Origin of the sequence: Mycolicibacterium baixiangningiae, from assembly GCF_016313185.1 — a bacterium.
GTDB classification, from domain to species: Bacteria; Actinomycetota; Actinomycetes; order Mycobacteriales; family Mycobacteriaceae; genus Mycobacterium; species Mycobacterium baixiangningiae.
Window position 1 is genome coordinate 5,621,779 of the sequence record NZ_CP066218.1, and the last position, 24,304, is coordinate 5,646,082.

Sequence of the window (24,304 nt, forward strand, 5' to 3'; positions counted from 1 at the left end):
GAGGCCGGATGGCCCAGCAGATGAGCGGCGTGATGGACGCCGCATTCGACGCTCTGCGCTACGAGCCGACGGCGAAACGGATCCGGGTCACGCTCGCCGGTGAGCCGGTCGCCGACACCGACCGGGCGCGGCTCGTGTGGGAACCCCGCCGCATCGTGCCCGCCTACGCGGTCCCGTTCGATGCGCTGCGCGCCCAACTCGCCCCGGCCGGCGCGGAGTCCGGCTCCCAGGAGCACGCCCCGGCGTCGGTGGATCGCACCCGCCGCACGCTCGACCCGACCGTCCCGTTCACCGCCCACTCGTGTGAGGGCACCGCCTTCGACGTGGTGGCCGGAGAGGAGACCGGCGCCGCCGCGGCGTTCCGTCCGGCCGATCCCGACTTCGCCGACTACGTGGTTCTCGACTTCGCGGTGTTCGGATGGCGCGAGGAATCCGAACCGGTGGTCAGCCACCCGCGCGACCCGTTCCACCGCATCGACGTCCTGCGCAGTACCCGCCACGTGCGCGTCGAGTACGAGGGCCGGTTGCTCGCGGAGTCGTCGAGGCCACTGCTGCTGTTCGAGACGAATCTGCCGATGCGCTGCTACCTGCCGCCCGAGGATGTCGGGGAGCTCACGCCCAGCGACACCGTCTCCTACTGCGCATACAAGGGCCGCGCCACGTACTACTCCGTCCCCGGCGGGCCGCGCGACATCGCGTGGACCTACCGCGAACCCCTGCACGACGGTGCACCGGTGCGCGACCACGTCTGCTTCTTCGACGAGCGCGTCGACGTGATCGTCGACGGCACGAAAGGTGAGCGGCCCGTCACGCAGTGGAGCGAATCCGGCGGTTGACCCGGCGCGAGTTTGACCCGCAGCGGTGTGGGCACGCTCATCGGACACCGGTATCGAGGAGGATGCATGCGCGCAGTCACCTGGCAGGGACGTCGGAAGGTCTCCGTGGACACCGTGCCCGATCCGGTGATCACCGAGCCGACGGACGCGATCATCCGGGTCACCAGCACCAACATCTGCGGGTCGGACCTTCACCTGTACGAAGTGCTCACGGCGTTCATGAATCCCGGCGACATCATCGGCCACGAGGCCATGGGGGTGGTGGAGGAGGTCGGCGCCCAGACCGGCGATCTGAAGGTCGGCGATCGCGTGGTGATCCCGTTCAACATCTCCTGCGGCACGTGCTTCATGTGCGATCACGGTCTGCAGAGCCAATGCGAGACCACCCAGAACCGCGACCAGGGCACCGGCGCGGCGCTGTTCGGCTACTCCACGCTCTACGGCGAGGTGGCCGGCGGGCAGGCCGAGTACCTGCGGGTGCCGCAGGCCCAGTACACCCACATCAAGGTCCCCGACGACGGACCCGACGAGCGCTACGTCTACCTCTCCGACGTGCTGCCCACCGCCTGGCAGGGCGTCGAATACGCCCAGGTTCCGGACGGCGGCACGCTGGTGGTGCTCGGGCTGGGACCGATCGGCGCGATGGCGTGCCGGATCGCCGCCCACCGCAACAACTGCCGGGTCATCGGCGTCGATCTCGTCGACGAACGCCTCGACCGGGCGCGCCCGCACTGCGCCGAGGTGATCGACCTGCGCACCCAGGATCTCGACGCCGTCATCGCCGACCTCACCCAGGGCCGTGGCGCCGACTCGGTCATCGACGCCGTCGGGATGGAGGCGCACGGTTCACCGGTCGCCGAGGCCGCCCACACCGCCAGCAGCTTCCTGCCGTCGAGCGTGGGCCGGGTGGTCATGAAGCACGCAGGCGTGGACCGGCTCGCCGCGCTGAACTCTGCGATCTCGCTGGTCCGCCGCGGCGGGACCATCTCGCTGTCGGGGGTGTACGGCGGCGCCGCCGATCCGATCAACATGATGACGCTGTTCGACAAGCAGGTCACGCTGCGGATGGGGCAGGCCAACGTCAAACGCTGGGTGCCCGACATCCTGCCGCTCCTGACCGCCGACGATCCCCTCGGCGTCGAGACCTTCGCCACGCACCGATTGCCGCTCAGCGCAGCCCCCGGCGCGTACGAAACCTTCCAGAAGAAGCAGGACGGAATGGTCAAGGTGGTGCTCACCCCGTAGCGGTGTGGGTGTGATTGGACAGCGGCGCCGTGGGGTACCTGACCGGCGTGAATCAGGCGTGGAACGGGCATGCCGCGCGGCGAAATGTGCATCCGCGCAAAAAAGTACCCGGTACCCCTGGTTTCACCTTGGGGAGTCTGGCAACATTACCGATCGGTAAGTTCGGTTCGTCCAAACCCGGGAGATGACAGTGGAGTTCTTCGACGAGGTTTCCGGCGTATCGGTTCTCGCGCAGGGTGACGAGGGCGGCGGCGCCGCCCTCAGCGAGATCATCGGGCTGTCCGCCGCCGCCGCCGTGGTCACGGCGGTGCTGCTGTGGATCGGCTACCTGCACCGAAACCACAAGATCAGCTGGCTGACGAAGTTGGCCGACTGGTCGGGGCGCCGGTTCAAGCGGCCACCATGGGTGGCGCTGCCGATCGCGATGTTCATCACCTCGATCATCTGCGCGCTGTTCGGCTTCATCTGGGACGTCAGCCTGCACATCGGTAACGGTCGTGACGACGGGGCGCTGGCGAACCCCGCCCACTACTTCATCCTCATCGGCCTCTTCGGCATCTTCGTGGCGGGCTGCACGGCAATCGTGCTGCCCTTCGACCGGCCGGGGCCGGCCGCGGTGCGCATCACCGACCACTGGCATGCGCCCGTCGGCGGCATCGTCATGGCCGGCTGCGGCCTCTACGCGCTGATGGGCTTCCCGCTCGACGACGTCTGGCACCGCATCTTCGGCCAGGACGTCACCCTCTGGGGGCCCACCCACCTGATGATGATCGGTGGCGCCGGCTTCTCCACGCTCTCCGCGCTGTACCTGGAACACGAAGGCCGCAAAGACCGGCCCGTCGACGCAGCGCCGGACGGTATCGGGCTGAAATTCGTCCAGTACCTCGCCTTCGCCGGCGTCCTGATCGGTGCGTCGGTCTACCAGATCGAATTCGACTTCGGTGTCCCGCAGTTCCGCCAGGTCTTCCAGCCCATGCTGATCGCCGCGGCCGCGGCACTCGCGCTTGTGGGCGCCCGCATCTTCATGGGCCGTGGCGGTGCGCTCATCGCGGCGCTCCTCGCGCTCGGGTTGCGTGGACTCGTCGCGATCACCGTCACGCCGGTTCTCGACGCGCCGGTCAACTGGTTCCCGCTCTACCTGGGGGCCGCGGTCGTCGTCGAACTCCTGGCGTTGACCCCGCTCCTCAAACGACCTGTGCTCTACGGACTGGTCGCCGGACTGGGGATCGGGACCGTGGGCCTGTGGCTGGAATCGCTCTGGATCAACGCGGTCTACCCCTACCCGTGGCCGACCAGCCTCTGGCCGGAGGCACTCGCGATGACCCTGCCGGTGGCGGTCCTGACCGGCGCCTGCGGCGCGATGGTCGGCATGGTGCTCACCGGTCAACGCCTGCCACGGCGCGCGATCAGCGCCGGACTCGTGGCGCTGACGGTCGTCGCGATCGGTGCGGCCACCGCCAACGGACTGCAGTACAAGGTGCCCGAGACCGCCACGGCGGCAGTGACCTTGACCGAAGCCCCGTCGGTGAACGGTCAGCGCTACGTGACCGCCGACATCCGCTTCAACCCGCCGGACGTGGTGAGCGACGATCCGAACTGGGTGTCCGTGCTGGGCTGGCAGGGTGGTCTGCCCAACGAGCGTGGCCAGTTCGTCGACCACCTCGAGAAGGTCGGCTCCGGTCATTACGTGTCGACTCAGCCGATGCCGGTCTCCGGCACCTGGAAGACGATGCTGCGGGTGCACGACGGCAAGACCTTCACGGCCATGCCGATCTATCTCGCCGGCGACCCGGGCATCGGGGCGCAGGAGGTGCCTGCCGAACCGCAGTTCACCCGCCCGTTCGTCTCCGAGATCACCATCCTGCAGCGTGAGCGCAGCCCGGACATCTCGCAGTCGTTGTGGCTCATCGGCTGCCTGGTGGTGCTGGCCTGCACGCTGGCAATGGTCGCCGGGATCACCTGGGGCGGTGGCCGCATCAACAACAGCGAGCCCAGCGGCAGCGAGGCGGAGCTGCAGCCTTCCGCACAGTCATGACGGTGCCGCCCGACGTCCGTCTCCTGGCCGACCATCCGATCTGGATCGCGTTGCCGGCGTTCGCGCCGGCCATCGTGGTCGCCGGGGTCGTCGTCTACATTGCCGCGAAGAACCGCCGCAAGGACGGCGGAACACCCGACGGAGAAGGGAACCTGTGACCCGCACCGCACGACGCTCCGGATCAGTCCTCATCATGACCGCGGCGGCGCTGCTGGTCGCTGCCTGTGGCGGCTCGCAGGACAGCGGGGATGCCTCGAGTCCGGGTCCGTCCGCGTCGACGATCAACCCGTCGGAGATGACCGATCAGCAGCGGCCCACCGACCGGCTGACCATCGACATCAGCATCGAGGGCGGCACGGTCACTCCCACCAACGCGCGGTTGCAGGGCAAGGTCGGCCAGCCGATCGTGTTGCGCGTCAACAGTGACGTCGCCGACGAACTGCACGTGCACTCGGTGCCGGAGCACACCTTCGCCGTCGAACCCAAACCCGGACAGCAGTTCCAGTTCACCGTGGACGTGCCCGGCAATGTCGAGATCGAGCTCCACAACCTCCACCTCGTGATCGCCGGCGTGCAAGTCCAGCCGTGACCTCCGGGGCGCACGTGACGGTCCTGGCACACGGTCTCGGCGGCTCGACCGATCTGCCGATCCCCTACACGTATGCCCTGCTCGGCGCCGCCTGGGCGCTGACCGCGACGTTCGCGGTCGTGGCACTCGCGTGGCGCAAGCCCAGGTTCGACGAGGACCGGCCTGGGCGCGCGCTGCCCCTGTGGGTGACCTCGGTGGTCGACGCCCCCGCCACGCGCTGGGCCGTCGCGCTCACCGGGCTGGTGTTCACGCTGTGGGTCGCGATGGCCGCGTTCTTCGGTCCGCAGAACGCCGAGAACCCGCTGCCCGGGGTGTTCTACGTCCTCATCTGGGTCGGCCTCGTCGCCCTGTCGTGGGCGATCGGACCGGTCTGGCGGGCGATCTCCCCGGTGCGCGCGCTCTACCGGGTGCTGCGGTTGAACCGCCGCAAGGACCGGCCCCCGTACCCGGTCCGCCTCGGCTACTGGCCCGCGGCGTTCGGGCTGTTCGCGTTCGTGTGGCTGGAACTGGCCAGTCCCGATCCGGGGTCCGTCGCCGCCATCCGCACCTGGCTGCTCGTCTATCTGGCCGTGACGTTCGCCGGCGCCCTGTGGTTCGGCGAGCGGTGGTGTGCGCGCGCGGACCCGTTCGAGGTGTACAGCGTGGTCGCCTCGCGGCTGTCGATGTTCCGCCGGCAGCGCCACACCGGACGCATCGCGATCGGCAACCCGTTCGATCACCTGCCGACGCTTCCGGTGCGGCCGGGCACCGTCGCGGTGTTGTCGGTGCTGCTGGGGTCGACGGCCTTCGACAGCTTCTCGGCGATGCCGGTGTGGCGCAACTTCGTCGACTCGACCGCCGACGGCCCGGTCACCGCGACCCTGCTCAAGACAGCGGGTCTCGCGGTGTTCGCGCTGATCGTGGCCGGAACGTTCAGCGCGGCCGCGATGGCGACGGGCGGGGTGGACCGGGCGCGGCGCCGCGAACTGCCCGGCCTGATGGCGCACTCACTGATCCCCATCGTGATCGGTTACGTGTTCGCCCACTACCTTTCGTACCTCATCGAACGCGGTCAGCAGACGGTCATCCTGCTGGCCGACCCGCTGCAGCGGGGCTGGAATCTGTTCGGGCTCGGCGACGCCGAGGTCAGTTATCTGCTGTCGCTGCACCCATCGGTGCTCGCCACGCTCAAGGTGGCGTTCGTGGTGGCGGGCCACATGGCCGGCGTGGTCGCCGCGCACGACCGGGCGCTGCGGTTGCTGCCGTCGGCGCACCAGATCACCGGACAGCTCGCGATGATGCTGGTGATGGTCGGCTACACGTTCATGGGGTTGTATCTGTTATTCGGTGGCTGAGCTCACACCGCAGGGTTAGTGTGGCGGGGTGCCCCCAGAAGAATCACTGGAGCGGGCACTGGCTGGTGGGTCGCCCCAGAACGTCGGATGGTTTCGCTACCACTTCGCCGACGAGCGCTGGGAGTGGTCTGATCAGGTGCATCTGATGCACGGGTACCAGCCAGGTGCCGTCACCCCCACCACCGAACTGGTGCTCGCACACAAACACCCCGACGACTACGTGTCGGTCGCGGCGACCCTCGACGACATCCGGCGCACCCGGCGCACCTTCAGCACCCGCCACCGGATCATCGACACCCACAAGCGCATCCATGATGTCGTCGTGATCGCGGACCGCATGTTCGACGACACCGGCGACATCACCGGCACGCAGGGGTTCTACGTCGACGTGACACAGACCCGCACCGAGGAGTCCACCCGGGAGATGGCGGCCGCCACCGCGGCGGCGATGGTCGAGCACCGAGCCTCGATCGAACGCGCCAGGGGAATGCTCATGCTGGTCTACCGCGTCGACGCGGTCGCGGCCTTCGAGCTGCTCAAATGGCGTGCCGCCGAAGCCGGCGTGAAGCTGCGCACCTTCGCCGAACGGCTGCTCGACGATTTCACCTCGCTCTACTACGAGGACACGCTGCCGCCGCGCTCGGTGTTCGACCACCTGCTGCTCACGGTGCACCACCGGGTCCGCGCCGCGGGTGTATGACGGACGCCGCGGCGCTACGGTGACGCTATGCGCGCGCTCATCGTCGTCGATGTCCAGAACGACTTCTGTGAAGGCGGCTCGCTGGCTGTGAGCGGCGGGGCCGCCGTCGCCCGCGGCATCAGCGGCCTGCTCGCTTCAGACCCCGGGTACGCCCACGTGGTGGCGACCAAGGACTTCCACATCGACCCGGGCGGCCACTTCTCCGACACCCCGGACTACCGGCAGTCGTGGCCCCGCCACTGTGTCGTCGGGACCGACGGCGCCGAGTTCCATCCCGACCTGGACCGGTCACCGGTCGAGGCGGTGTTCACCAAGGGCGAGTACTCGGCGGCCTACAGCGGCTTCGAGGGCAGCGATGCGTCGGGCACGCCGCTGGGTGACTGGCTGCGTACGCACGGCGTCGACGAGGTCGACGTCGTCGGGATCGCCACCGACTACTGTGTGCGGGCCACGGCCGCCGACGCCGCGGCGGCCGGTTTCACCACCCGCGTGCTGCTCGACCTCACCGCGGGCGTCGCCGAGGACTCGACGGCCGAGGCGGTGCAGGCGCTACGCGCCGCCGGGGTGGACATCGTCTGACCACCGTTTCGATCAGTGTGACGGGGCACGCCGTTGAGACGTCGTGAAAGTGGGTATGGGTCGTGAGCCCCGGTAGGGGCTCAGGTCGTGCTGCCCGCACTACCGTTCGCCCGTATCGTCGCCCCCGTCAGAACCCGAACCTCAGGAGTGTGCACTTTGGCCGCAGCCCCCACCCCGAACGTCCCCTCCGAGACCTGGCCGGGCAAGGCCTATCCACTCGGGGCGACGTATGACGGCTTCGGCACCAACTTCGCGTTGTTCAGCGAGGCCGCCGACCGCGTGGAGCTGTGCCTGTTCGATGCGGACGGCAACGAGACCCGGGTGACGCTGCCGGAGGTCGACGGGTTCGTCTGGCACGGCTTCATCCCCAACATCGAGCCCGGCCAGCGCTACGGCTACCGCGTGCACGGCCCGTACGACCCGGCCAACGGCCAGCGCTGCAACCCCAACAAGCTGCTGCTCGACCCGTACGCGAAGGCCATCGACGGCACCTTCGAGTGGGGCCAGCCGCTGTTCAGCTACAACTTCGGCGATCCCGACAGTCGCAACGACGACGATTCGGCCGCCAACATGCCGAAGTCGGTGGTGATCAACCCGTTCTTCGACTGGGGCGTGGACCGCCCACCCCACCACGAGTACGCCGACACCGTGATCTACGAGGCGCACGTCAAGGGGCTGACGCAGACCCATCCCGACATCCCCGAGCAGATCCGCGGCACCTACTCCGCCGTCGCGCACCCGGTGATCATCGACCACCTCAAGGCCATGGGGATCAATGCCATCGAGTTGATGCCGGTGCACCACTTCGCCAACGACTCGACCCTGATCGAGAAGGGGTTGTCGAACTACTGGGGTTACAACACCATCGGGTTCTTCGCCCCGGATCCCAAGTACACCTCGAGCGCCACCCCCGGCGGTCAGGTGCAGGAATTCAAGGCGATGGTCCGCGCACTGCACGAGGCGGGTATCGAGGTGATCCTCGACGTGGTCTACAACCACACCGCCGAGGGCAACCACATGGGCCCGACGCTGTCGATGCGTGGCATCGACAACGCGGCGTACTACCGGCTCGTCGAGGACGACAAGCGGTACTACATGGACTACACCGGCACGGGCAACAGCCTCAACGCCGGTCATCCGCACGCTCTGCAGCTGATCATGGACTCGCTGCGCTACTGGGTCACCGAGATGCACGTCGACGGTTTCCGGTTCGACCTCGCCTCGACGCTGGCCCGCGAGTTCTACGACGTCGACCGCCTGGCGACGTTCTTCGAACTCGTGCAGCAGGATCCGACGGTCAGCCAGGTCAAGCTGATCGCCGAACCGTGGGACGTCGGCCCCGGCGGTTACCAGGTCGGCAACTTCCCGCCGCAGTGGACCGAGTGGAACGGCAAGTACCGCGACACGGTGCGCGACTACTGGCGCGGCGAGTCGGCCACCCTCGACGAGTTCGCGTCCCGGCTGACCGGTTCGTCGGACCTCTACGAGCACACCTCACGCCGGCCGGTGGCGTCGATCAACTTCGTCATCGCCCACGACGGGTTCACGCTGCGGGATCTGGTGTCCTACAACGACAAACACAACGACGCCAACGGCGAGGACAACAACGACGGCGAGAGCCACAACCGGTCGTGGAACTGCGGGGTTGAGGGCCCGACCGACGACCCCGTGATCAACGCGCTGCGTGCCCGTCAGGAGCGCAACTTCTTGACGACTCTGATGCTGTCCCAGGGCGTTCCGATGATCTGCCACGGCGACGAACTGGGTCGTACGCAGGGCGGTAACAACAACGGATACTGCCAGGACAACGAGATCACGTGGATCGACTGGTCGACCGCCGACACCGAGTTGATGGCGTTCACCCAGAAGGTCTCCGAGCTGCGCGCCGCTCACCCGGTGTTCCGCCGCCGCCGGTTCTTCTCCGGCCGCCCGGTGCGTCAGCGCGGTGCGCCCGGTCTGCCCGACATCGCCTGGTTCGCCCCCGACGGCGCCGAGATGACCGACGAGGACTGGGAGAGCGGTTTCGCCAAGTCGATCGCGGTCTACCTCAATGGTCAGGGCATCCCGGATCTGGACGTGCGGGGTCAGCGGGTCACCGACGACTCGTTCCTGCTGTGTTTCAACGCCCACCACGAACCGCTCGAATTCGCTATGCCCGCAGCGGAATTCGGCAGGGCGTGGCTCCCGGTGATCGACACCGCCAACGACGATGGCGCCCGCGAGTCGGTGACTGCGGGCGCCAAGATCGAGGTCGCCGACCGGTCGGTGCTGGTCTTGAAGGCGATCAACGAGCCGTAGGAGCGGGACTCACTCGACGACGGTGCTCATTCAACGATCGTGAAGAACGAGTCACCGTCCTCGGGTGTTCCGCTGACCTGACCGGCATCGGTGCCGTGGTGGGTGGGGTCGAGGTTGTCGATCTCCTCCTCGGGCAGCGGTTCGACATCACCGACCGGTGCGTCGTCGGCGACGGGGTCGGGCACCGCGCCGGCGGCCGGGTCGGGAACCTCGGCGGCGAGCTTCTCGTCGAGCGAGTCACTGCGGTCCACCTCGATCCAGTGATCGGGCGGGTCGACGACGTTGTCGCCGTCGTCGTTGCGCACCTCGTCGGCGTCCAGCGACTCCATGGGTGAGAGGGTGTCGCCGGGGCCGCCGACGTCGTTGGCGGAATCGAAGTCCGTGTTGTCGCTCATGTCGGCCGGTTGCCCCGCGGCGGTGGGCACTAAACCTGCTGGGATGTCCGCTACACCTGGCCGCAGCGGCCGTACCTGCGGATACGGCACGTCCCGCAAACCGGGGGCACGATTACTACTGACCGGTAGCCGACCCGACCAACCGGTGAGTTAGTGTGCAGGAAGACCCTCAGTCACCGATCAGGGAGTCACCCATGCAGCTGGCGCTGACCGACGAGGAAGCCGCCTTCCGCGACGAGCTTCGAACCTTCTACCGCACCGAGATCCCCGCCGATATCCGCGAGCGGTCCCGGCAGGGCGGCGAGGTCTCCAAAGAAGACATCGTCACCACGCACAAGATCCTCCACAGCCACGGGCTGGCCGTTCCGAGCTGGCCCGTCGAGTGGGGCGGTAAGGACTGGACGCCCACCCAGATGCAGATCTGGCTCGACGAGATGCAGCTGGCCTGTGTGCCGGAACCGCTGACGTTCAACGCCAAGATGGTCGGCCCGGTGATCGCGGAGTTCGGCTCCCAGGAGATCAAGCAGCGGTTCCTGCCGCCGACGGCCGCCCTCGACATCTGGTGGTGCCAGGGGTTCTCCGAGCCGGAGGCCGGTTCGGACCTGGCGTCACTGCGCACCACCGCGATCCGCGACGGTGACACCTACGTGGTCAACGGCCAGAAGACCTGGACGACGCTGGGGCAGTACGCCGACTGGATCTTCTGCCTCGTGCGGACCGATCCGCAGGCGCCCAAACGCCAGGCCGGTATCTCGTTCCTTCTCATCGACATGAACACCCCCGGCATCACGCTGCGCCCCATCAAGTTGGTCGACGGCAGCTTCGAGGTCAACGAGGTCTTCTTCGAAGACGTCCGGGTGCCGGCCGACCAGCTCGTCGGCGAGGAGAACCAGGGCTGGACCTACGCGAAGTTCCTGCTCGGCAACGAGCGCACCGGCATCGCGCAGGTGGGCCGCACCAAGGTCAAACTGGCCGACGTCAAGGCCCGCGCCAAGGAGTCGGGCCTGCTGGACGATCCGCTGTTCGCCGCCCGGCTCGCCGAGGCGGAGAACGACGTGCTGGCCCTCGAGCTGACCCAGATGCGGGTGACGTCCGGATCCGTCGGCGGTAAGCCCAATCCCGCGTCGTCGGTGCTCAAGCTGCGCGGCAGCCAGCTACAGCAGCTCGCCACCGAACTGGCTGTCGAGGTCGCCGGCGCCGACGCCCTGCCCTACGAGGCGGGCGAGATCGCCTCCCCCGGGTGGGCGCAGCGCAGCGCACCGACGTACCTCAACTACCGCAAGACGTCGATCTACGGCGGCAGCAACGAGGTCCAGCGCACCATCATCGCGTCGACCATTCTCGGATTGTGAGGTAGGAGATGGATTTTCAGCTCAGCGATGAGCAGGTGCTGCTCCGTGACACCAGCCGCGAGGTGCTCACCCGCACCTACGACATCGAGACCCGTCTGAAGGTCGTGGACTCCGAGCTCGGCTGGAGCCGCGACGTGTGGAACCAGCTGGCCGAGATCGGCATCCTGGGCCTCGGGTTCGAGGAGGACGCCGGTGGTCAGCTCGAGATCATGGTGGTCGCCACCGAGATCGGTCGCCGGCTGGCGCCCGAGCCGGTGCTGTCGGCAGCCCTGGGGCCCGGTGCGCTGATCGCCGAGGCCGGTAGCGACGAGCAGAAGCAGGTGCTCGACGAAGTCGCCGCGGGTCAGCGGCTGCTCGCGTTCGCCCACACCGAACCCGGTATGCGGGGCACTGGTGCGAAGGTTTCGACAACCGCTGCGCGCCAAGGTGACTCATGGTCGTTGACCGGGCGCAAGAACCCCGTCATCGCCGGTGAATGTGCCGATCTCCTCGTGGTCAGCGCCGCGCTGCCCGACGGCGGGACAGGCCTGTTCCTCGTTGATCTGCAGGCGGGCGCCGCCGTGACACGTACGCCGTACCGCACCTTCGACGGTCACCGCGGTGCGCAGATCGACCTCGACGGGGTGGCCGCCCAGCCGCTCGGCGCCGGTGGCGACGCCTCCGACGCGATCTCGCGGACGCTGGTGCGCCTGCAGTCGGCACTGTGCGCCGAGGCGCTCGGGGCGATGGAGGAAGCGCTGCGGCTGACGACCGATTACCTCAAGAGCCGCAAGCAGTTCGGCGTCACGCTGAGCAAGTTCCAGACGTTGACCCAGCGGGCCGCGGATATGTACGTGTCGCTGGAACTGGCGCGGAGCATGACGTACTACGCGGCGATGTCGGTGGCCGACGGCGACTTCGACCCGGCCATCGCGGCGCGGGCCAAGCTGCAGATCGGCCGCTCCGGCCGGCACATCGCGCAGGAGGCCATCCAGCTGCACGGCGGTATCGGTGTCACCGCCGAGTACCCGGTCGGCCACTACGCCGCACGCCTGACCGCGATCGAACACACGCTGGGTTCGGCGCAGGATCAGCTGCACGTGCTCATCGCTGGGCTCGGCGACTACGAGGTCGTCACCGTCTAGTTTCTGTGCACCTTCTCTGCGGAAGAAGTGGCGGGGAAGCTCAGCCGACGAGCCGGGTGATCGACTTCATCGGGATCGGCAGCCAGCTCGGCCGGTGTCGCGCCTCGTACCCGACCTCGTAGACGGCCTTGTCGAGTTCGTAGGCCGCGAGCAGCTCCGCGTGGTCGCGCGGATCGGTGCCCGACGCGGCGGCGTATCCGTCGCAGAACGAGCTGACGTTGCGATCCACCCATTCGCGGGCCCGGGCGGCGAGCTGTTTGTCGTGGGCGGCGTCGCCACCCCGCTCGATCAGCCGCTGATACGCGGCGTATTCGTAGGAACGCAGCACACCCGCGACGTCGCGCATCGGGGAATCCGGCCTGCGCCGCTCCTCGAGCGGTTGTCCCGGTTCACCTTCGAAGTCGATCAGCAGCCACCCCTCGGTGGTGCGCAGCACCTGTCCGAGGTGCAGGTCGCCGTGCACCCGGTGCACCGTGATCTGCTGGTCGGCGAGTTTGCGGTAGCGCTCCTCGATCAACGGTGCGTGCGGCCGCAGTTCGGGCACCGCGTCGGCCACCGACCGCAACCGCTCCAGCACGGTGTCGAGCGGGAACGGTACGGCCGAGGTGCCCAGTTCGGCGGCCAGTGTCGCGTGGACCGAGGCGACGGCCTCGCCCAGCCGGTGTGACTCCCCCGCGAAGTCGCCGCCCACCTCGTCGGCGTAGAGGTCGCCTTCGGCGAACAGGTCGCGGGTGCTGGTGAGCGCCATGTCCCAGCCCTCGGCCGAGTTGGCCGCGAACTCGGTGACCATCCCCAACGCGTAGGGCTCCCCGTCGAGGGTGGTCTCGAACGATCCGAGCAGCCGCGCCACGTGCGGGTTGCCCGCGCGGGCGAGCACCCGGTTCAACTCGATGTCGGGGTTGATTCCGGGGGTGATGCGCCGGAACACCTTGAGGATCGCAGCCTGGTCGAAGACGACGCTGGTGTTGCTCTGTTCGGCGCTCGACACCCTCGGCGTCGCCTCGACCGGCAGCGTCGCATCCGGTTCCTTGACGAAGTGGATCTCACCGATCTGCGCCCCGGAGTCGATCAGCGTCAGCAGGAAGTGCGCGGCGGCCGGGTCGTAGAGCGCGTCGTACCCGGTGCGATCCCCGCCCGGTGCCGCGTCGCGGCCGATCTTCGCCACCGCGTTGTACTCGTCGATCGGGGCGGCGTCCCAACGGATGAGGATCTGGTAGCGCTCGGATCTGCCGTCGGCGTAGCTCACCGTCAGCAGCACCAGATCGAGATCGTCACGCAGCGGCGCCACCACATCCGGTGTGGCAGAGATCAATTCGCGGCTGCGTCCGGCGTACCACCGCTGTTGCGGTAGCCAGTCGCCGAAGGGGAGATTCATGGTTGCACTCCTGCCGGTTCGGGGTCGGGGGCACGAAGCTGGAACCAGTAGAACCCGTGCCCGGGAAGGGTCAGCAGGTAGGGCAACGCTCCGACACTCGGGAAATCGACGTATCCCGTCATCTCGACCGGAGTGTAGCCGTTCCACTGCTGCAGGTTCAGTTCGATGGGCTGCGGGAACCGGGACAGGTTGTTGACACACAGCACGGTGTCTTTGGCGCCCCCGCCGTCGATCTCACGCACGAACGCCAGCACCGACGGGTTGGACCCGCCGAGTTCGCGGAAGGTTCCGATCGCGAACGCGTCGTGGCGCCTGCGTACCGCCAGCATGGTCTTCGTCCAGTTCAGCAGCGAATTCGAACTGTCCCGCTGCGCTTCGACATTGACCGCCTGATAGCCGTAGATGGCGTCCTGGTTGGGCGGCAGATAGAGGCGGCCCGGGGTCGCCTTCGAGAAGCCGGCGTTGCGGTCCGGGGTCCACTGCATCGGGGTGCGGACGCCGTCGCGGTCGCCCAGCCAGATGATGTCGCCCATCCCGATCTCGTCGCCGTAGTAGAGCACCGGCGATCCCGGCAGGGACAGCAGCAGCGCGGTGAACAACTCGATCTGGTTGCGGTCGTTCTCCAGCAGCGGGGCCAGCCGGCGCCGGATGCCCACATTCGCTTTCATCCGAGGGTCTTTGGCGTACTCGGCGTACATGTAGTCACGCTCTTCGTCGGTGACCATCTCCAGCGTCAACTCGTCGTGGTTACGCAGGAAGATTCCCCACTGCGCCATATCGGGGATCTCCGGTGTCTGCGCGAGGATCTCGGAGACGGGGAACCGGGATTCGCGCCGTACCGCCATGAAAATCCTTGGCATCAGCGGGAAGTGGAAGGCCATATGACATTCGTCGCCGCCGGTGGCCGGGTCGCCGAAGTACTCCACCACGTCGGCGGGCCACTGGTTGGCCTCGGCGAGCAGGACCCGTCCCGGGTACTCGTCGTCGATCACCTTGCGGCAGTGCTTGAGGAACGCGTGGGTTTCGGGCAGGTTCTCGCAGTTGGTGCCCTCGCGTTCGAACAGGTAGGGCACGGCGTCGAGCCGGAACCCGTCGATGCCGATGTCGAGCCAGAAGCGCAACACGTCGAGCATCGCTTCCTGCACATCCGGGTTGTCGTAGTTCAGGTCGGGCTGGTGGGAGAAGAATCGGTGCCAGTAGAACTGCCGCCGCACCGGGTCGAAGGTCCAGTTCGACTCCTCGGTGTCGACGAAGATGATTCGCGCGTCGGTGTACCGGTCGCTGGTGTCGCTCCAGACGTAGAAGTCGCCGTAGGGCCCGTCGGGGTCGCGGCGGGACTCCTGGAACCACGCGTGCGAATCCGAGGTGTGGTTCATCACCAGGTCCGTGATGACGCGGATGCCGCGCCGGTGCGCCGCGTCGAGCAACGTGACGAAATCCTCGACCGTGCCGAATTCGGGTAGCACCTTGTAGAAATCCCGGATGTCGTAGCCGCCGTCGCGCAGCGGGGAGTCGTAGAACGGCGGCAGCCACAGACAGTCGACGCCGAGCCACTGCAGGTAGTCCAGCCGTTCGGTCAGCCCCCGCAGGTCACCGGAACCGTCGGCGTCCGAATCGTGGAACGCCCGTACGAGCACCTCGTAGAACACCGCACGCTTGAACCACGTCCGGTCCTCGGGGACCATCCGCGCATGGCCGAAGTCCTCGGCCGTCGGATGCTCGACCACCCCGTGTTCGATGTGGCTGCCCGCCGCCGGATCATGCTCGGCGTGGGCGTGGGAGCCGCTGCTGTGGTCCATCGGTCTCCAGTCCTACCCATCGTGGCGGTCCCTGAATCGTGGCGCAGTCCGCCGCGCCACGCGAGCGCGGCGCGGCGGTATGGTGCCGGGATGGCCAACCGCGATCACGGCGACCCCGGCGACGCGCCGTCGGTCCCCCCGCCACTGCGCCCGGCCGTGGACCCGGTGCGTCCGTCGGCCGCCGAAGAAGCCCGCACCATCGCCGCGTCCACCAACACCGCCACGCTGGCCACGTTGACCGCCGACGGCGATCCGTGGGCATCGTTCGTCACCTACGGCCTGCTCGACGGCGCCCCGGTGCTGTGCGTGTCGAATCTCGCCGAGCACGGCCGCAATCTGGCCGGTGATCCGCGCGCGAGCATCGCGATCGTCTCGCCGGCGTCCGAATCCGATCCGCTCGCCAGCGGCCGGGTGACGCTGGCCGGAGTCGCGGAACGACCCACCGGTGACGAGGCGGGGGCCGCGCGGGACGCGCACCTGGCCGCGGTCTCGGCGGCGAAGTACTACATCGACTACAGCGACTTCACCGTGTGGGTGCTGCGCGTGCACCGGGTGCGGTGGGTCGGCGGGTACGGGCGGATGGACTCGTGCAGCGGTGCGGACTACACCGCCGCCGAACCGGATCCGGTGGCCGCGCACGCCGCGGGGGCGATCACCCACCTCAACGCCGACCACGCCGAATCGCTGCTGGCGATGGCCCGGGTGCTCGGCGGCTACCCGGACGCCACCGCCGCGACGTGTACGGTCGCCGACCGCTACGGGCTGGATCTCCGCCTCGACACCGAGCGCGGGATCGCCTACACCCGCGTGAGCTACGCCGCGCCGATCAGCTCGCCGGAGGAACTGCGCGCTGCGGCCGTGGAGTTGACGCGGCGGGCGCGGTCGGGCTGACCGGGCGTCGAATACGATCGCGGTTATGTCTGCTGCGAGCGAACGACCCGAAACCTGGCAGGCGGCGTTCGAGTTGATCCGCACCCGCGGTTACGAACACCGCGAGGAGCCGTTCCGCCTCGCCAGCGGTCAGCTCAGCCACGACTACATCGACGGTAAGTACGCCATCGACAACGGTGAGCGGCTGTCGATCGTGAGCCGCGCGGTCGCCGACCTGGCCGCCCGCACCGGTATCGAATTCGACGCCGTCGGCGGTCTGACCATGGGCGCCGACCCGTTGGCGCACGGCATCGCGATGGTCACCGGCGCGGCCTGGTTCTCGGTGCGCAAGGAGCAGAAACAACGCGGCCGCGAACAGTGGATCGAGGGCACCCGGATCGAACCCGGGATGCGGGTGCTGTTGGTCGACGACGTGATCAGTACCGGCGGGTCGACGGCGCTGGCGTTCGACCGGGTCGTCGCGGCCGGTGCGGTGGTCACCGGAGTCATCCCGATGGTCGACCGCGGCGATGTCGCCGCAACGCTGTTCGCCGAGCGGGGCGTGCCGTTCGCCGCGCTGGTCAGCTACCGCGATCTGGGGATTGAACCGGTCAAAGCGGTGTAGCCGCCGCACGGCGTAGAGATTCGCCGCCGCGGCGTCAAGAGTTCGTCAAGGACACTGCCGTGGCGCCCCGGCCGGGAGCACGGTGGCAGTATGACCCTGCTCGACTACGTTCCGACCCTGCAGCACGCGGCGACACCGCGCATCGACCCGGCGATCTGGCCGCGCACCACGACCGTCGACAGACACGGCCGACTGTGCGTCGGCGGGGTGGCCCTGACCGACGTGGCAGACCAGTACGGAACCCCGGCATACGTGCTCGACGAGGCAGATTTCCGCAGCCGGTTACGGGACTACCGGGCAGCCCTGCCGGACGCCGCCCTGGTCTACGCAGGCAAGTCGCTGCTCACCACGACGGTGGCGCGGTGGGTGGCCGAGGCCGGCGCAGGCGTGAACGTCAGTAGCGCGGGTGAGCTGGCCACCGCGCTGGCCGGCGGCGTGCAGCCGGCCCGAATCATCCTGCAAGGCAATGGCAAACCGCCCAAGGAGGTGCGCGAAGCGCTGGACGCCGGGGTGGGTCGCGTGGTCATCGACTCCCTCGTCGAGATCGCCTACCTGGCGAGCGCGGCGCCGCAGCCACAGCCGGTGCTGGTGCACCTGACCCCCGGCGTGGACGACGACCAGGCGGCGGCCGCGGCGGTGCAGCGCATCGTCGCCCAACCGCGGTTGCGACTCGTCGGGGTGCACTGCCACATCGGTTCCCAGGTCACCGATCCGGCACACTACGACGCCGCGGTGCGCCGCATGATCGCCTTCATGGCCGATGTGCGGGCCCGCCACGGCGTGCTGCTCGGGGAACTCGACCTCGGCGGCGGGCACGGTGTCGGGTATGTCAGTGGAGACCCCACGCTGGACCTCACCGAGTTCGCCGCCCGGATCGACGATGCTCTGGACGCCGCGTGCGCGGCCGAACGGTTCCCCCGGCCGCGGGTGATGGTGGAACCGGGGCGAGCGGTCAGCGCACGCGCCGGTGTCACGCTGTACCGGGTGCTCGCGGTGAAGTCCGAGCAGCATGGGCGCACCGTCGTCATCGTCGACGGCGGGATGTCCGACAACCCGCGCGTCGCGCTGTACGGTGCGAAATACAGTGTCGCGCTGGCGAACAGAAACACGCCCGGACCAACGCAGACGGTCACGGTGGCGGGCCGGCACAGCGAATCGGGTGACGAACTCATCCGGAACGCGACGCTGCCCGCCGACATCCGCCCCGGCGACCTGCTCGCGGTCCCGGTCACCGGCGCCTACCACCACAGCATGGCGTCGGCCTACACCATGATCGGCCGGCCGCCGGTGATCTCCGTGTGCCTGGGCAGGGCGTCGGAACTGGTGTGCCGGGAGACGATCGACGACCTACTGGCCCGTGACCGCGGCTGGTCAGCGGGGAACGACGAGTACCGGGTCGGGTTCGACGCCGACGGTGACGGCGTCGCCCGCCGCGAACGGCGCGGCCGCCGCACTGGGCAGCTGAGCGAATAGGACGCTGCCGTCGGCCAGGGTGCAGTACACCCGGGAGATCGACCCGAGGAACGCCACCGAGCTGACCGTCGCATTCGGGGTGGCGCCCGCGGTGACGGTGACGGATTCGGGGCGCACCAGGGCGAGGCCGTCGCCCGAGGTGATCGACCCGTCCAGCGCCGCCACATCGGTGCCCAACACCTTGGCGCGGCCGCCGTCGACGGTGGCGGTCACCCTGTTGTTGAGCCCGACGAATTCGGCGACGAACGGCGTGGCCGGGTGTGCGTACAGCTCGGCGGGGGCGGCGAGTTGCTCGAGGCGGCCCTGGTTCATCACGCCGACCCGGTCGGCGACGGCCAGCGCCTCCTCCTGATCGTGGGTGACGAACAGCGTGGTGGTCCCGACCTCGAGCTGGACCCGGCGGATCTCGTCGCGCAGCTGTGCGCGGACCTTGGCGTCGAGTGCGGACAGCGGTTCGTCGAGCAGGAGCACCCGCGGCTGGATCGCCAGGGCGCGGGCCAGCGCGACCCGCTGCTGCTGCCCACCGGAGAGCTCGCTGGCGTACTTGTGTTTGTGCGCCGACAGGCCGACCAGGTCCAGCATGTCTGCGGCCCGAGAGGTGCGCTCCCCCTTGGATTTTCCGCGCATCTTGAGACCGAACGCGACGTTGTCGAGCACCGTGAGGTGCGGGAACAGGCTGTACGCCTGGAACACCATGCCCATATCGCGTTTGTTGGCGGGCACCCGGCTGACGTCGCGGCCGTCGACCGACACCGAACCCGACGTCGCCTCGTCGAGGCCGGCGAGGATGCGCAGCGCGGTGGTCTTACCGCACCCGGACGGACCCAGCAGCGCGACCAGTTCACCCGGGCGCATGTGGAGCGTCAGCCCGTCGAGTGCGTGGACGCTGCCGTAAACGCGGGTCAGGTCGTTGAGTTCGACGGCGACTCCGGCGGTCATGCGGCTCCTGACGGTGCGGGGGTGGGGACCGCCGGGTCGGCGGTCGATGTGCGACGGCGGCCGCGGGTCACGAACGAAAGCACAAGCAGCAGAGCGAATCCGAACAGCAGCACGGCCAGCGACGCGGCGACCGAAGTCGGGCCGTCGGTCTTGCCGAGCGCCACGATCTGCACCTGCAGCGTCTGGTAGCCGCTCAACGAGGCGATGGTGTACTCCCCGAGCACGACGGCGATGGAGATGAACGCCGCCGACAGGATGCCCGACCAGATGTTGGGTACCACCACCCGCAGGATCGTGGATCCCCACCCCGCGCCGAGTGAGCGGGCCGCCTCCGACAGCGTCTGCAGGTCGATGGCGGACAGCGCCGCGTCGATGGACCGGTAGGCGAACGGCAGCACCAGCACGACGTAGACGAACGTCAGCGTCAGCGCCGACTCCCCGAGGAAGTACGTCACCCACAGGTACACGTTCTTCAATCCGACGACGATGACCAGCGCCGGGATGGTCAACGGTAGGAGACACAGGAATTCGACCGGCCGACGCGCCCACGGCGCTCGCAACCGCACCCAGATCATGGTCGGCACCAGCACGGCGAGCATCGCGACGACGGTGAGCACCGCCAGCAGCAGGGACACGATGATCGCCTGGTAGAGCGCCTCATCGGCGACCAGGTTCTCCCACGCCCGCAGCGTGCGGCCGCCCCCGATCAGGTCGCGCGTCGAGAAGTCGGCCATGGCGTAGAGCGGGAACAGGAAGAACAGCCCGAACAGTATCCAGAGGACCACTCGCACAGCTCGTTTCACTGCAGCCACCTCGCGGTGCGGCGCACCAGCGCGTTGTAGGCCACCATCACCACCGCCACGACGACGATCATCTCCAGCGCGAGCGCGTAGGCGAACCCGGACTGGCCGAGCACCACCTCACTGGTCAGAGCGGACCGGATCAACAGGGGCACGATCGGGCTGCCCTGACTGACCAGCGCGGCCGCGGTCGCGTAGGCGGCGAAGGCGTTGGCGAACAACAGCAGTAGCGATCCGAGGAACGCGGGCATCAGGAGTGGGAAGCCGACCTCGCGCCAGTACTGCCAGGTCGAGGCGCCGAGGTTGACCGCCGCCTCCCGCCACTGTTCGCGCAGCCCTTCGAGCGCGGGGACGAAGACGATGACCATCAGGGGGATCTGGAAGTAGGTGTACACCAGGATCAGCCCGGACAGGCTGTACAGCCAGCCGGATCCGGCCAGGTTCCAGCCCACCGCCTGTTGGATCCACAGCGTCAGCACCCCGTTGAGCCCGACGGTGGCCAGGAATGCGAAGGCCAGTGCCACACCGCCGAATTGGGCGAGCACACTGCACAGCGCGAGCACTCCACGGCGCACCATCGACTCCGGCGGGCTGCTGACGATCAGCCACGACAGCACCGCACCGAGGACCGCACCGATGAGTGCGGTGCTGCCGGAGAGCAGCACGCTCTTCCACAGCGCCGACAGTGCGGTCGCCGTGAACAGCGCCTCGACGCGGTCCAGCGAGAAGGCGCCGTCGGCGACGAAGGCGCTCACCACCACCGTCACCGTCGGGACGAGCAGGAAGATCGTCAGGACGGCGAAGAACGGCAGCAGCGGCACCCCGTCGCGCAGGCGTCTCACGGTGTTCGTCAGCCGATCGCGCTGGCCCAATTGCCGGCCAGGTACTCGGTGGCCTTCTTGTTCTGGTCCACCGAGACGATGACCGGCTCACCCTCGACAGCCGGGAGCGCGTCCCAGGCCGCCTTGTCCAGGGTCCCCGCCTTCTGCATGGGTTCGGCGCGCACGGGCCGTGCGCCGCCGCCGAGGTAGAGGTTCTGGCCCTCGTCGCTGTAGAGGAACTCCTGCCACAGGCGCGCGGCGGCCGGATGCGGGGCCTCCTTGTTGACGGCCTGGTAGTAGTAGCCCGCGACGGCGGGTCCCGGCGGCACGACGACCTGCCAGCTGGGCAGCTTCTTGGTCTCCGCGGCGTTGAGGTAGTCCCAGTCGATGACCACCGGGGTCTGGCCGGATTCGATGGTGGCCGGCGTGGGGTCGACGGGCAGGAAGTTGCCCGACTCCTTGAGCTTGCGGAAGAACTCGACGCCCGGTGCGATGTCGTCGGCGGACCCACCCTGGCTCAGCGCCACCATCATCACGCCGGAGAACGCGGCGCCGGCCTGCGTCGGGTCGCCGTTGAGCGCGACCTTGCCGCGGTACTCGGGCTTGAGCAGATCGTTGACGCTGGTGACGGGCGGGACCTTGGCGGAGTCGAAGCCGATCGACATGTAGCCGCCGTAGTCGTTGACCCAGGTGCCGTCTGGGTCTTTGAACTCGGCGGGGATGTCGTCGAAGGTCTCGACCTTGTACGGCGCGAACATGCCGGTGTTGGCCAGGGCCACGGACTGGCCGAGGTCGAAGACATCGGGGGCGGAGGACTTGCCGCGCTGCTGGTTGGCGGCGTTGATCTCATCCTGGCTGGCGGCGTCGGGCTGCGCCGAGTTCACCTTGATCCCGTACTTCTTCGAGAACGCGTCGATGATCGCGCCGTAGTTCGCCCAGTCCGGGGGAAGCGCGATGACGTTGAGCTCACCTTCGGACTTGGCCGCCTCGACGAGCTTGTCCATGCCCCCGAAGTCGGCCGCCGAGACGGCCTCGGAGACCTTGACGCCCGAGTCGGTCTCGCCGCCGCCGGACTCTTTCTCCGGCGGGGCGCAGGCCACCAGACCGGAGATGAGGAGCGCGGATGTGCAGGCTGCCAGCAGCCGTGAAGTGATCATTGCCGAACCTTCCGATGGTCAGGAGGCGCAGCGGTGACGCGGCGGTTACGGCGTCCCGTCACCGCAGTGAATGGATCCGAACGGGGCGTGAGAACACTACCGTGACCAGGCGGATCAGGCAGGACGTTGGCCAAGACCTGACCCGTACACCCGGCAGGCGCGCATTTGTGCTGGTCGCGGGGATAACATCGGGACGTGGCCGAACGCGAAGCCCCGGGGGAGTTCGACTACCGCTGGGACGAACCGCCCCATCACGGCGGTGCGGGCACGGGGCACGGCGCGGCGGCCGAGCAGGACTACGACGAGGTCTACCAACCCACGGCAGCGGATTACAGCGAGCCCGAATACGCCGAGCCCCAATACGCCGAGCCCCAATACGTTGCACCCGAGTACGCCGGTGCCGACACGTGGGGCGAACCGATAGGTCGCCTGCCCGTTGACGACGAGCACTTCGACGCGTTCGACGCCAACACGTGGTCCTTCCGGCCGCCGCCGCCCCCGTGGTATCGCACGCGGCAGGCGGTCGCGGTGCTCGTGGTCGTCGCGCTCGCGGCGGTGGCGCTCGTGGTGTCGGCGGTATTGCTGCTCGTCGGTGGTTCCGGTGACGGCGGCGAGCAGGAGTCGACGGTCGCGCCGACACCGTCGTCGACCGTGGCGCCGACGCCGACGCGCACCAGCGAGCCCCCGCCACCTCCGCCGCCTCCCCCTCCGCCACCGCCACCCCCGGAGTCGCAGGCACCGGCCAACAGCGGGCCGGTGTACCGGCCGACGCAACGGCCGAGCCAGACGAAGAAGCCCGAGATCGGGGTGACGAAGAGCCCCGCCATCCGTAAGCCGAACAATCCGCGCGAACCCGATTGAGTCACGCGCCGGCCGTCACGCCAATAGGCTGACGGCATGGCGGAATTCGACCCTGTCGACAGGTTCTCCGCTGCCCCCGCGGCAGCGCTGGCCACGATCAACCCCGACGGCGCACCACATCTGGTGCCGGTGGTGTTCGCCGTGCACAACGACACGGTCTACACCGCGGTGGACGCCAAACGGAAGTCGACGCAGCGGTTGCGCCGGCTGGCCAACATCGAGGCCGATCCGCGTGTCTGTCTGATCGTCGACCACTACGCCGACGACTGGAGTCAGCTGTGGTGGGTGCGCGCCGACGGCGAGGCCGCCATCCACCACAGCGGGGACGAGATGGCCGCCGGTTACGCAATGCTGCGACAGAAGTATCCGCAGTATCAGCGCCTCGAGCTCGACGGCCCGGTCGTCACGGTGGCGGTGCGGCGATGGTCGTCGTGGCAGGCGTGAAACGGCTACGAAACGGTGAGCACGGCTACGGCGTCGTCACGAAGGTGCTGCACTGGCTGACGGTGATCGTCGTCGCGGCGCAGTTCGGGGTCGGGTGGTCGATGGAGGCCGACGACGCGGTGTTCGATCGCGAGAAGGACCGCATCGACGCACTCGAGGACACCGGTGAGGACCGCGCCGAGCAGCAGGGCGAGGCGGCCGAGGAACGCTTCGAGGCCGAACTGGACCGACTCGACGACGAGTTGGACGCCCGCGAGGACGGCTACGTGGCGGACGCGGCATCGAGCCTGCTCAACAGGGACGGGTTCAGCGACGGCTTGTCGCTGCCGGAAATGCATGTGCTGCTGGGTGTTTCGCTCATCCTGTTGGCGCTGACGCGGGTGATCTGGCGCCGCATGGGAGGGCTGCCCCCGTGGGCCGATCACCTCGGCGCCGGCGAGCGGCGTTTCGAAGCGACGCTGGAGAAGATGCTGTTGACAATGCTGTTCATGGTCCCGGCGACCGGACTGATCCTGATCGCCGGTGGCGAGCATTGGCTGATACTGCACATCGCCGCACAAGTGGTCTTCCTCGCGGTCATCGCTGCGCACGTGGGCCTGATCCTCAAGCACACGGTGGTGCGACGAAACCGCCATCTGTCGCGGATGCTGTAG

The 24,304-nt window shown here is 68.4% G+C and carries 24 protein-coding genes; 17 read left to right on the forward strand and 7 right to left on the reverse strand.

All coding sequences use genetic code 11. From position 1 onward, the window contains the following. Positions 1-8 precede the first annotated feature (8 nt). The 9 genes from I7X18_RS26710 to glgX all read left to right on the forward strand — a co-directional run bounded on the left by I7X18_RS26710 (position 9) and on the right by glgX (position 9,616). Complete coding sequence (locus I7X18_RS26710; protein ID WP_193045749.1) at positions 9-836, forward strand: DUF427 domain-containing protein; 828 nt, start codon at positions 9-11, stop codon at positions 834-836. Between the two features lie 66 nt (positions 837-902). Further along, positions 903-2,081 carry a zinc-dependent alcohol dehydrogenase gene (locus I7X18_RS26715; protein ID WP_193045748.1) on the forward strand — a complete coding sequence of 393 codons (1,179 nt, stop codon included), beginning with the start codon at positions 903-905 and terminating at the stop codon, positions 2,079-2,081. Positions 2,082-2,265: 184 nt separating this feature from the next. Beyond that, positions 2,266-4,116 carry a hypothetical protein gene (locus I7X18_RS26720; protein ID WP_193045747.1) on the forward strand — a complete coding sequence of 617 codons (1,851 nt, stop codon included), beginning with the start codon at positions 2,266-2,268 and terminating at the stop codon, positions 4,114-4,116. Between the two features lie 2 nt (positions 4,117-4,118). Continuing rightward, positions 4,119-4,274: a hypothetical protein gene (locus tag I7X18_RS26725; protein ID WP_198730581.1), complete on the forward strand. Its 156-nt coding sequence runs from the start codon at positions 4,119-4,121 to the stop codon at positions 4,272-4,274. Further along, on the forward strand, positions 4,271-4,705 hold the full coding sequence (locus I7X18_RS26730; protein ID WP_193045745.1) for a hypothetical protein: 435 nt from the start codon (positions 4,271-4,273) through the stop codon (positions 4,703-4,705). The genes I7X18_RS26725 and I7X18_RS26730 overlap by 4 nt, the downstream gene beginning before the upstream one ends. Then, on the forward strand, positions 4,702-6,039 hold the full coding sequence (locus I7X18_RS26735) for a hypothetical protein (protein ID WP_193045744.1): 1,338 nt from the start codon (positions 4,702-4,704) through the stop codon (positions 6,037-6,039). The genes I7X18_RS26730 and I7X18_RS26735 overlap by 4 nt, the downstream gene beginning before the upstream one ends. Positions 6,040-6,067: 28 nt before the next feature. Beyond that, on the forward strand, positions 6,068-6,739 hold the full coding sequence (locus tag I7X18_RS26740) for an ANTAR domain-containing protein (protein ID WP_193045743.1): 672 nt from the start codon (positions 6,068-6,070) through the stop codon (positions 6,737-6,739). Between the two features lie 27 nt (positions 6,740-6,766). Then, the gene (locus tag I7X18_RS26745; protein ID WP_193045742.1) at positions 6,767-7,318 is read left to right on the forward strand and encodes an isochorismatase family protein; all 552 of its coding nucleotides are present in this window, start codon (positions 6,767-6,769) and stop codon (positions 7,316-7,318) included. A gap of 156 nt (positions 7,319-7,474) precedes the next feature. Beyond that, entirely contained in the window at positions 7,475-9,616 is a 2,142-nt protein-coding gene (gene glgX, locus I7X18_RS26750) for a glycogen debranching protein GlgX (protein WP_193045741.1), read from the forward strand. Between the two features lie 26 nt (positions 9,617-9,642). Here the strand turns inward: glgX and I7X18_RS26755 are convergent, their stop codons facing one another. Next, entirely contained in the window at positions 9,643-10,011 is a 369-nt protein-coding gene (locus I7X18_RS26755) for a hypothetical protein (RefSeq protein ID WP_193045740.1), read from the reverse strand. 194 nt (positions 10,012-10,205) lie between these two features. Between I7X18_RS26755 and I7X18_RS26760 the strand changes: the two genes are divergently transcribed. Next, positions 10,206-11,363 (forward strand): acyl-CoA dehydrogenase family protein, encoded by a 1,158-nt coding sequence (locus I7X18_RS26760; protein ID WP_193045739.1) that lies wholly within the window; start codon positions 10,206-10,208, stop codon positions 11,361-11,363. 8 nt (positions 11,364-11,371) lie between these two features. After that, on the forward strand, positions 11,372-12,487 hold the full coding sequence (locus I7X18_RS26765; protein WP_193045738.1) for an acyl-CoA dehydrogenase family protein: 1,116 nt from the start codon (positions 11,372-11,374) through the stop codon (positions 12,485-12,487). Between the two features lie 40 nt (positions 12,488-12,527). On the opposite strand, the gene I7X18_RS26770 is transcribed toward I7X18_RS26765, so the two are convergent. Then, the gene (locus I7X18_RS26770; RefSeq protein WP_193045737.1) at positions 12,528-13,862 is read right to left on the reverse strand and encodes a maltokinase N-terminal cap-like domain-containing protein; all 1,335 of its coding nucleotides are present in this window, start codon (positions 13,860-13,862) and stop codon (positions 12,528-12,530) included. Then, positions 13,859-15,661 (reverse strand): maltose alpha-D-glucosyltransferase, encoded by a 1,803-nt coding sequence (treS, locus tag I7X18_RS26775; RefSeq protein WP_193045736.1) that lies wholly within the window; start codon positions 15,659-15,661, stop codon positions 13,859-13,861. Before treS ends, I7X18_RS26770 begins: the two co-directional genes overlap by 4 nt. 90 nt (positions 15,662-15,751) lie before the next feature. On the opposite strand from treS, the gene I7X18_RS26780 reads away from it, so the two are divergent. The 3 genes from I7X18_RS26780 (at position 15,752) to I7X18_RS26790 (ending at position 18,629) form a co-directional block, all read left to right on the forward strand. Further along, positions 15,752-16,552 carry a HugZ family pyridoxamine 5'-phosphate oxidase gene (locus I7X18_RS26780; protein ID WP_193045735.1) on the forward strand — a complete coding sequence of 267 codons (801 nt, stop codon included), beginning with the start codon at positions 15,752-15,754 and terminating at the stop codon, positions 16,550-16,552. A gap of 25 nt (positions 16,553-16,577) precedes the next feature. Beyond that, complete coding sequence (locus tag I7X18_RS26785; protein ID WP_193045734.1) at positions 16,578-17,156, forward strand: orotate phosphoribosyltransferase; 579 nt, start codon at positions 16,578-16,580, stop codon at positions 17,154-17,156. Positions 17,157-17,246: 90 nt separating this feature from the next. Next, complete coding sequence (locus tag I7X18_RS26790) at positions 17,247-18,629, forward strand: diaminopimelate decarboxylase family protein (RefSeq protein WP_193045733.1); 1,383 nt, start codon at positions 17,247-17,249, stop codon at positions 18,627-18,629. Here the strand turns inward: I7X18_RS26790 and I7X18_RS26795 are convergent. Genes I7X18_RS26795 through I7X18_RS26810 form a run of 4 tightly spaced genes read right to left on the reverse strand, consistent with a single transcriptional unit; the run spans position 18,528 to position 22,346 of the window. After that, positions 18,528-19,568, reverse strand: coding sequence for an ABC transporter ATP-binding protein (locus I7X18_RS26795; protein WP_193045732.1), 1,041 nt, complete (start codon positions 19,566-19,568; stop codon positions 18,528-18,530). The two genes, I7X18_RS26790 and I7X18_RS26795, sit on opposite strands and share 102 nt — an antisense overlap. Further along, on the reverse strand, positions 19,565-20,371 hold the full coding sequence (locus I7X18_RS26800) for an ABC transporter permease (protein WP_193045731.1): 807 nt from the start codon (positions 20,369-20,371) through the stop codon (positions 19,565-19,567). Before I7X18_RS26800 ends, I7X18_RS26795 begins: the two co-directional genes overlap by 4 nt. Further along, positions 20,368-21,210: an ABC transporter permease gene (locus tag I7X18_RS26805; protein WP_404822793.1), complete on the reverse strand. Its 843-nt coding sequence runs from the start codon at positions 21,208-21,210 to the stop codon at positions 20,368-20,370. The genes I7X18_RS26800 and I7X18_RS26805 overlap by 4 nt, the downstream gene beginning before the upstream one ends. A gap of 8 nt (positions 21,211-21,218) precedes the next feature. Beyond that, entirely contained in the window at positions 21,219-22,346 is a 1,128-nt protein-coding gene (locus I7X18_RS26810; RefSeq protein ID WP_193045730.1) for an ABC transporter substrate-binding protein, read from the reverse strand. A 195-nt stretch (positions 22,347-22,541) separates the two neighbouring features. Between I7X18_RS26810 and I7X18_RS26815 the strand changes: the two genes are divergently transcribed. From I7X18_RS26815 to I7X18_RS26825, 3 genes are read left to right on the forward strand one after another with little or no spacing between them, the layout of a single operon-like run. Beyond that, the gene (locus tag I7X18_RS26815; protein WP_193045729.1) at positions 22,542-23,207 is read left to right on the forward strand and encodes a hypothetical protein; all 666 of its coding nucleotides are present in this window, start codon (positions 22,542-22,544) and stop codon (positions 23,205-23,207) included. A 36-nt stretch (positions 23,208-23,243) separates the two neighbouring features. Continuing rightward, positions 23,244-23,651, forward strand: coding sequence for a TIGR03668 family PPOX class F420-dependent oxidoreductase (locus I7X18_RS26820; RefSeq protein WP_193045728.1), 408 nt, complete (start codon positions 23,244-23,246; stop codon positions 23,649-23,651). Further along, entirely contained in the window at positions 23,630-24,304 is a 675-nt protein-coding gene (locus tag I7X18_RS26825) for a cytochrome b (protein ID WP_193045727.1), read from the forward strand. The genes I7X18_RS26820 and I7X18_RS26825 overlap by 22 nt, the downstream gene beginning before the upstream one ends.

What these genes read in the sequence shown, in the direction of transcription:
- I7X18_RS26720 (WP_193045747.1), top strand. Translation starts at nt 2,266, where the DNA reads ATGACAGTGGAGTTCTTCGACGAGGTTTCCGGCGTATCGGTTCTCGCG.
- I7X18_RS26760 (WP_193045739.1), top strand. Translation starts at nt 10,206, where the DNA reads ATGCAGCTGGCGCTGACCGACGAGGAAGCCGCCTTCCGCGACGAGCTT.
- I7X18_RS26715 (WP_193045748.1), top strand. Translation starts at nt 903, where the DNA reads ATGCGCGCAGTCACCTGGCAGGGACGTCGGAAGGTCTCCGTGGACACC.
- I7X18_RS26710 (WP_193045749.1), top strand. Translation starts at nt 9, where the DNA reads ATGGCCCAGCAGATGAGCGGCGTGATGGACGCCGCATTCGACGCTCTG.
- I7X18_RS26770 (WP_193045737.1), bottom strand. Translation starts at nt 13,862, where the DNA reads ATGAATCTCCCCTTCGGCGACTGGCTACCGCAACAGCGGTGGTACGCC.
- I7X18_RS26825 (WP_193045727.1), top strand. Translation starts at nt 23,630, where the DNA reads ATGGTCGTCGTGGCAGGCGTGAAACGGCTACGAAACGGTGAGCACGGC.
- treS (WP_193045736.1), bottom strand. Translation starts at nt 15,661, where the DNA reads ATGGACCACAGCAGCGGCTCCCACGCCCACGCCGAGCATGATCCGGCG.
- I7X18_RS26780 (WP_193045735.1), top strand. Translation starts at nt 15,752, where the DNA reads ATGGCCAACCGCGATCACGGCGACCCCGGCGACGCGCCGTCGGTCCCC.
- I7X18_RS26790 (WP_193045733.1), top strand. Translation starts at nt 17,247, where the DNA reads ATGACCCTGCTCGACTACGTTCCGACCCTGCAGCACGCGGCGACACCG.
- I7X18_RS26785 (WP_193045734.1), top strand. Translation starts at nt 16,578, where the DNA reads ATGTCTGCTGCGAGCGAACGACCCGAAACCTGGCAGGCGGCGTTCGAG.
- I7X18_RS26820 (WP_193045728.1), top strand. Translation starts at nt 23,244, where the DNA reads ATGGCGGAATTCGACCCTGTCGACAGGTTCTCCGCTGCCCCCGCGGCA.
- I7X18_RS26765 (WP_193045738.1), top strand. Translation starts at nt 11,372, where the DNA reads ATGGATTTTCAGCTCAGCGATGAGCAGGTGCTGCTCCGTGACACCAGC.
- I7X18_RS26745 (WP_193045742.1), top strand. Translation starts at nt 6,767, where the DNA reads ATGCGCGCGCTCATCGTCGTCGATGTCCAGAACGACTTCTGTGAAGGC.
- I7X18_RS26795 (WP_193045732.1), bottom strand. Translation starts at nt 19,568, where the DNA reads ATGACCGCCGGAGTCGCCGTCGAACTCAACGACCTGACCCGCGTTTAC.
- I7X18_RS26755 (WP_193045740.1), bottom strand. Translation starts at nt 10,011, where the DNA reads ATGAGCGACAACACGGACTTCGATTCCGCCAACGACGTCGGCGGCCCC.
- I7X18_RS26810 (WP_193045730.1), bottom strand. Translation starts at nt 22,346, where the DNA reads ATGATCACTTCACGGCTGCTGGCAGCCTGCACATCCGCGCTCCTCATC.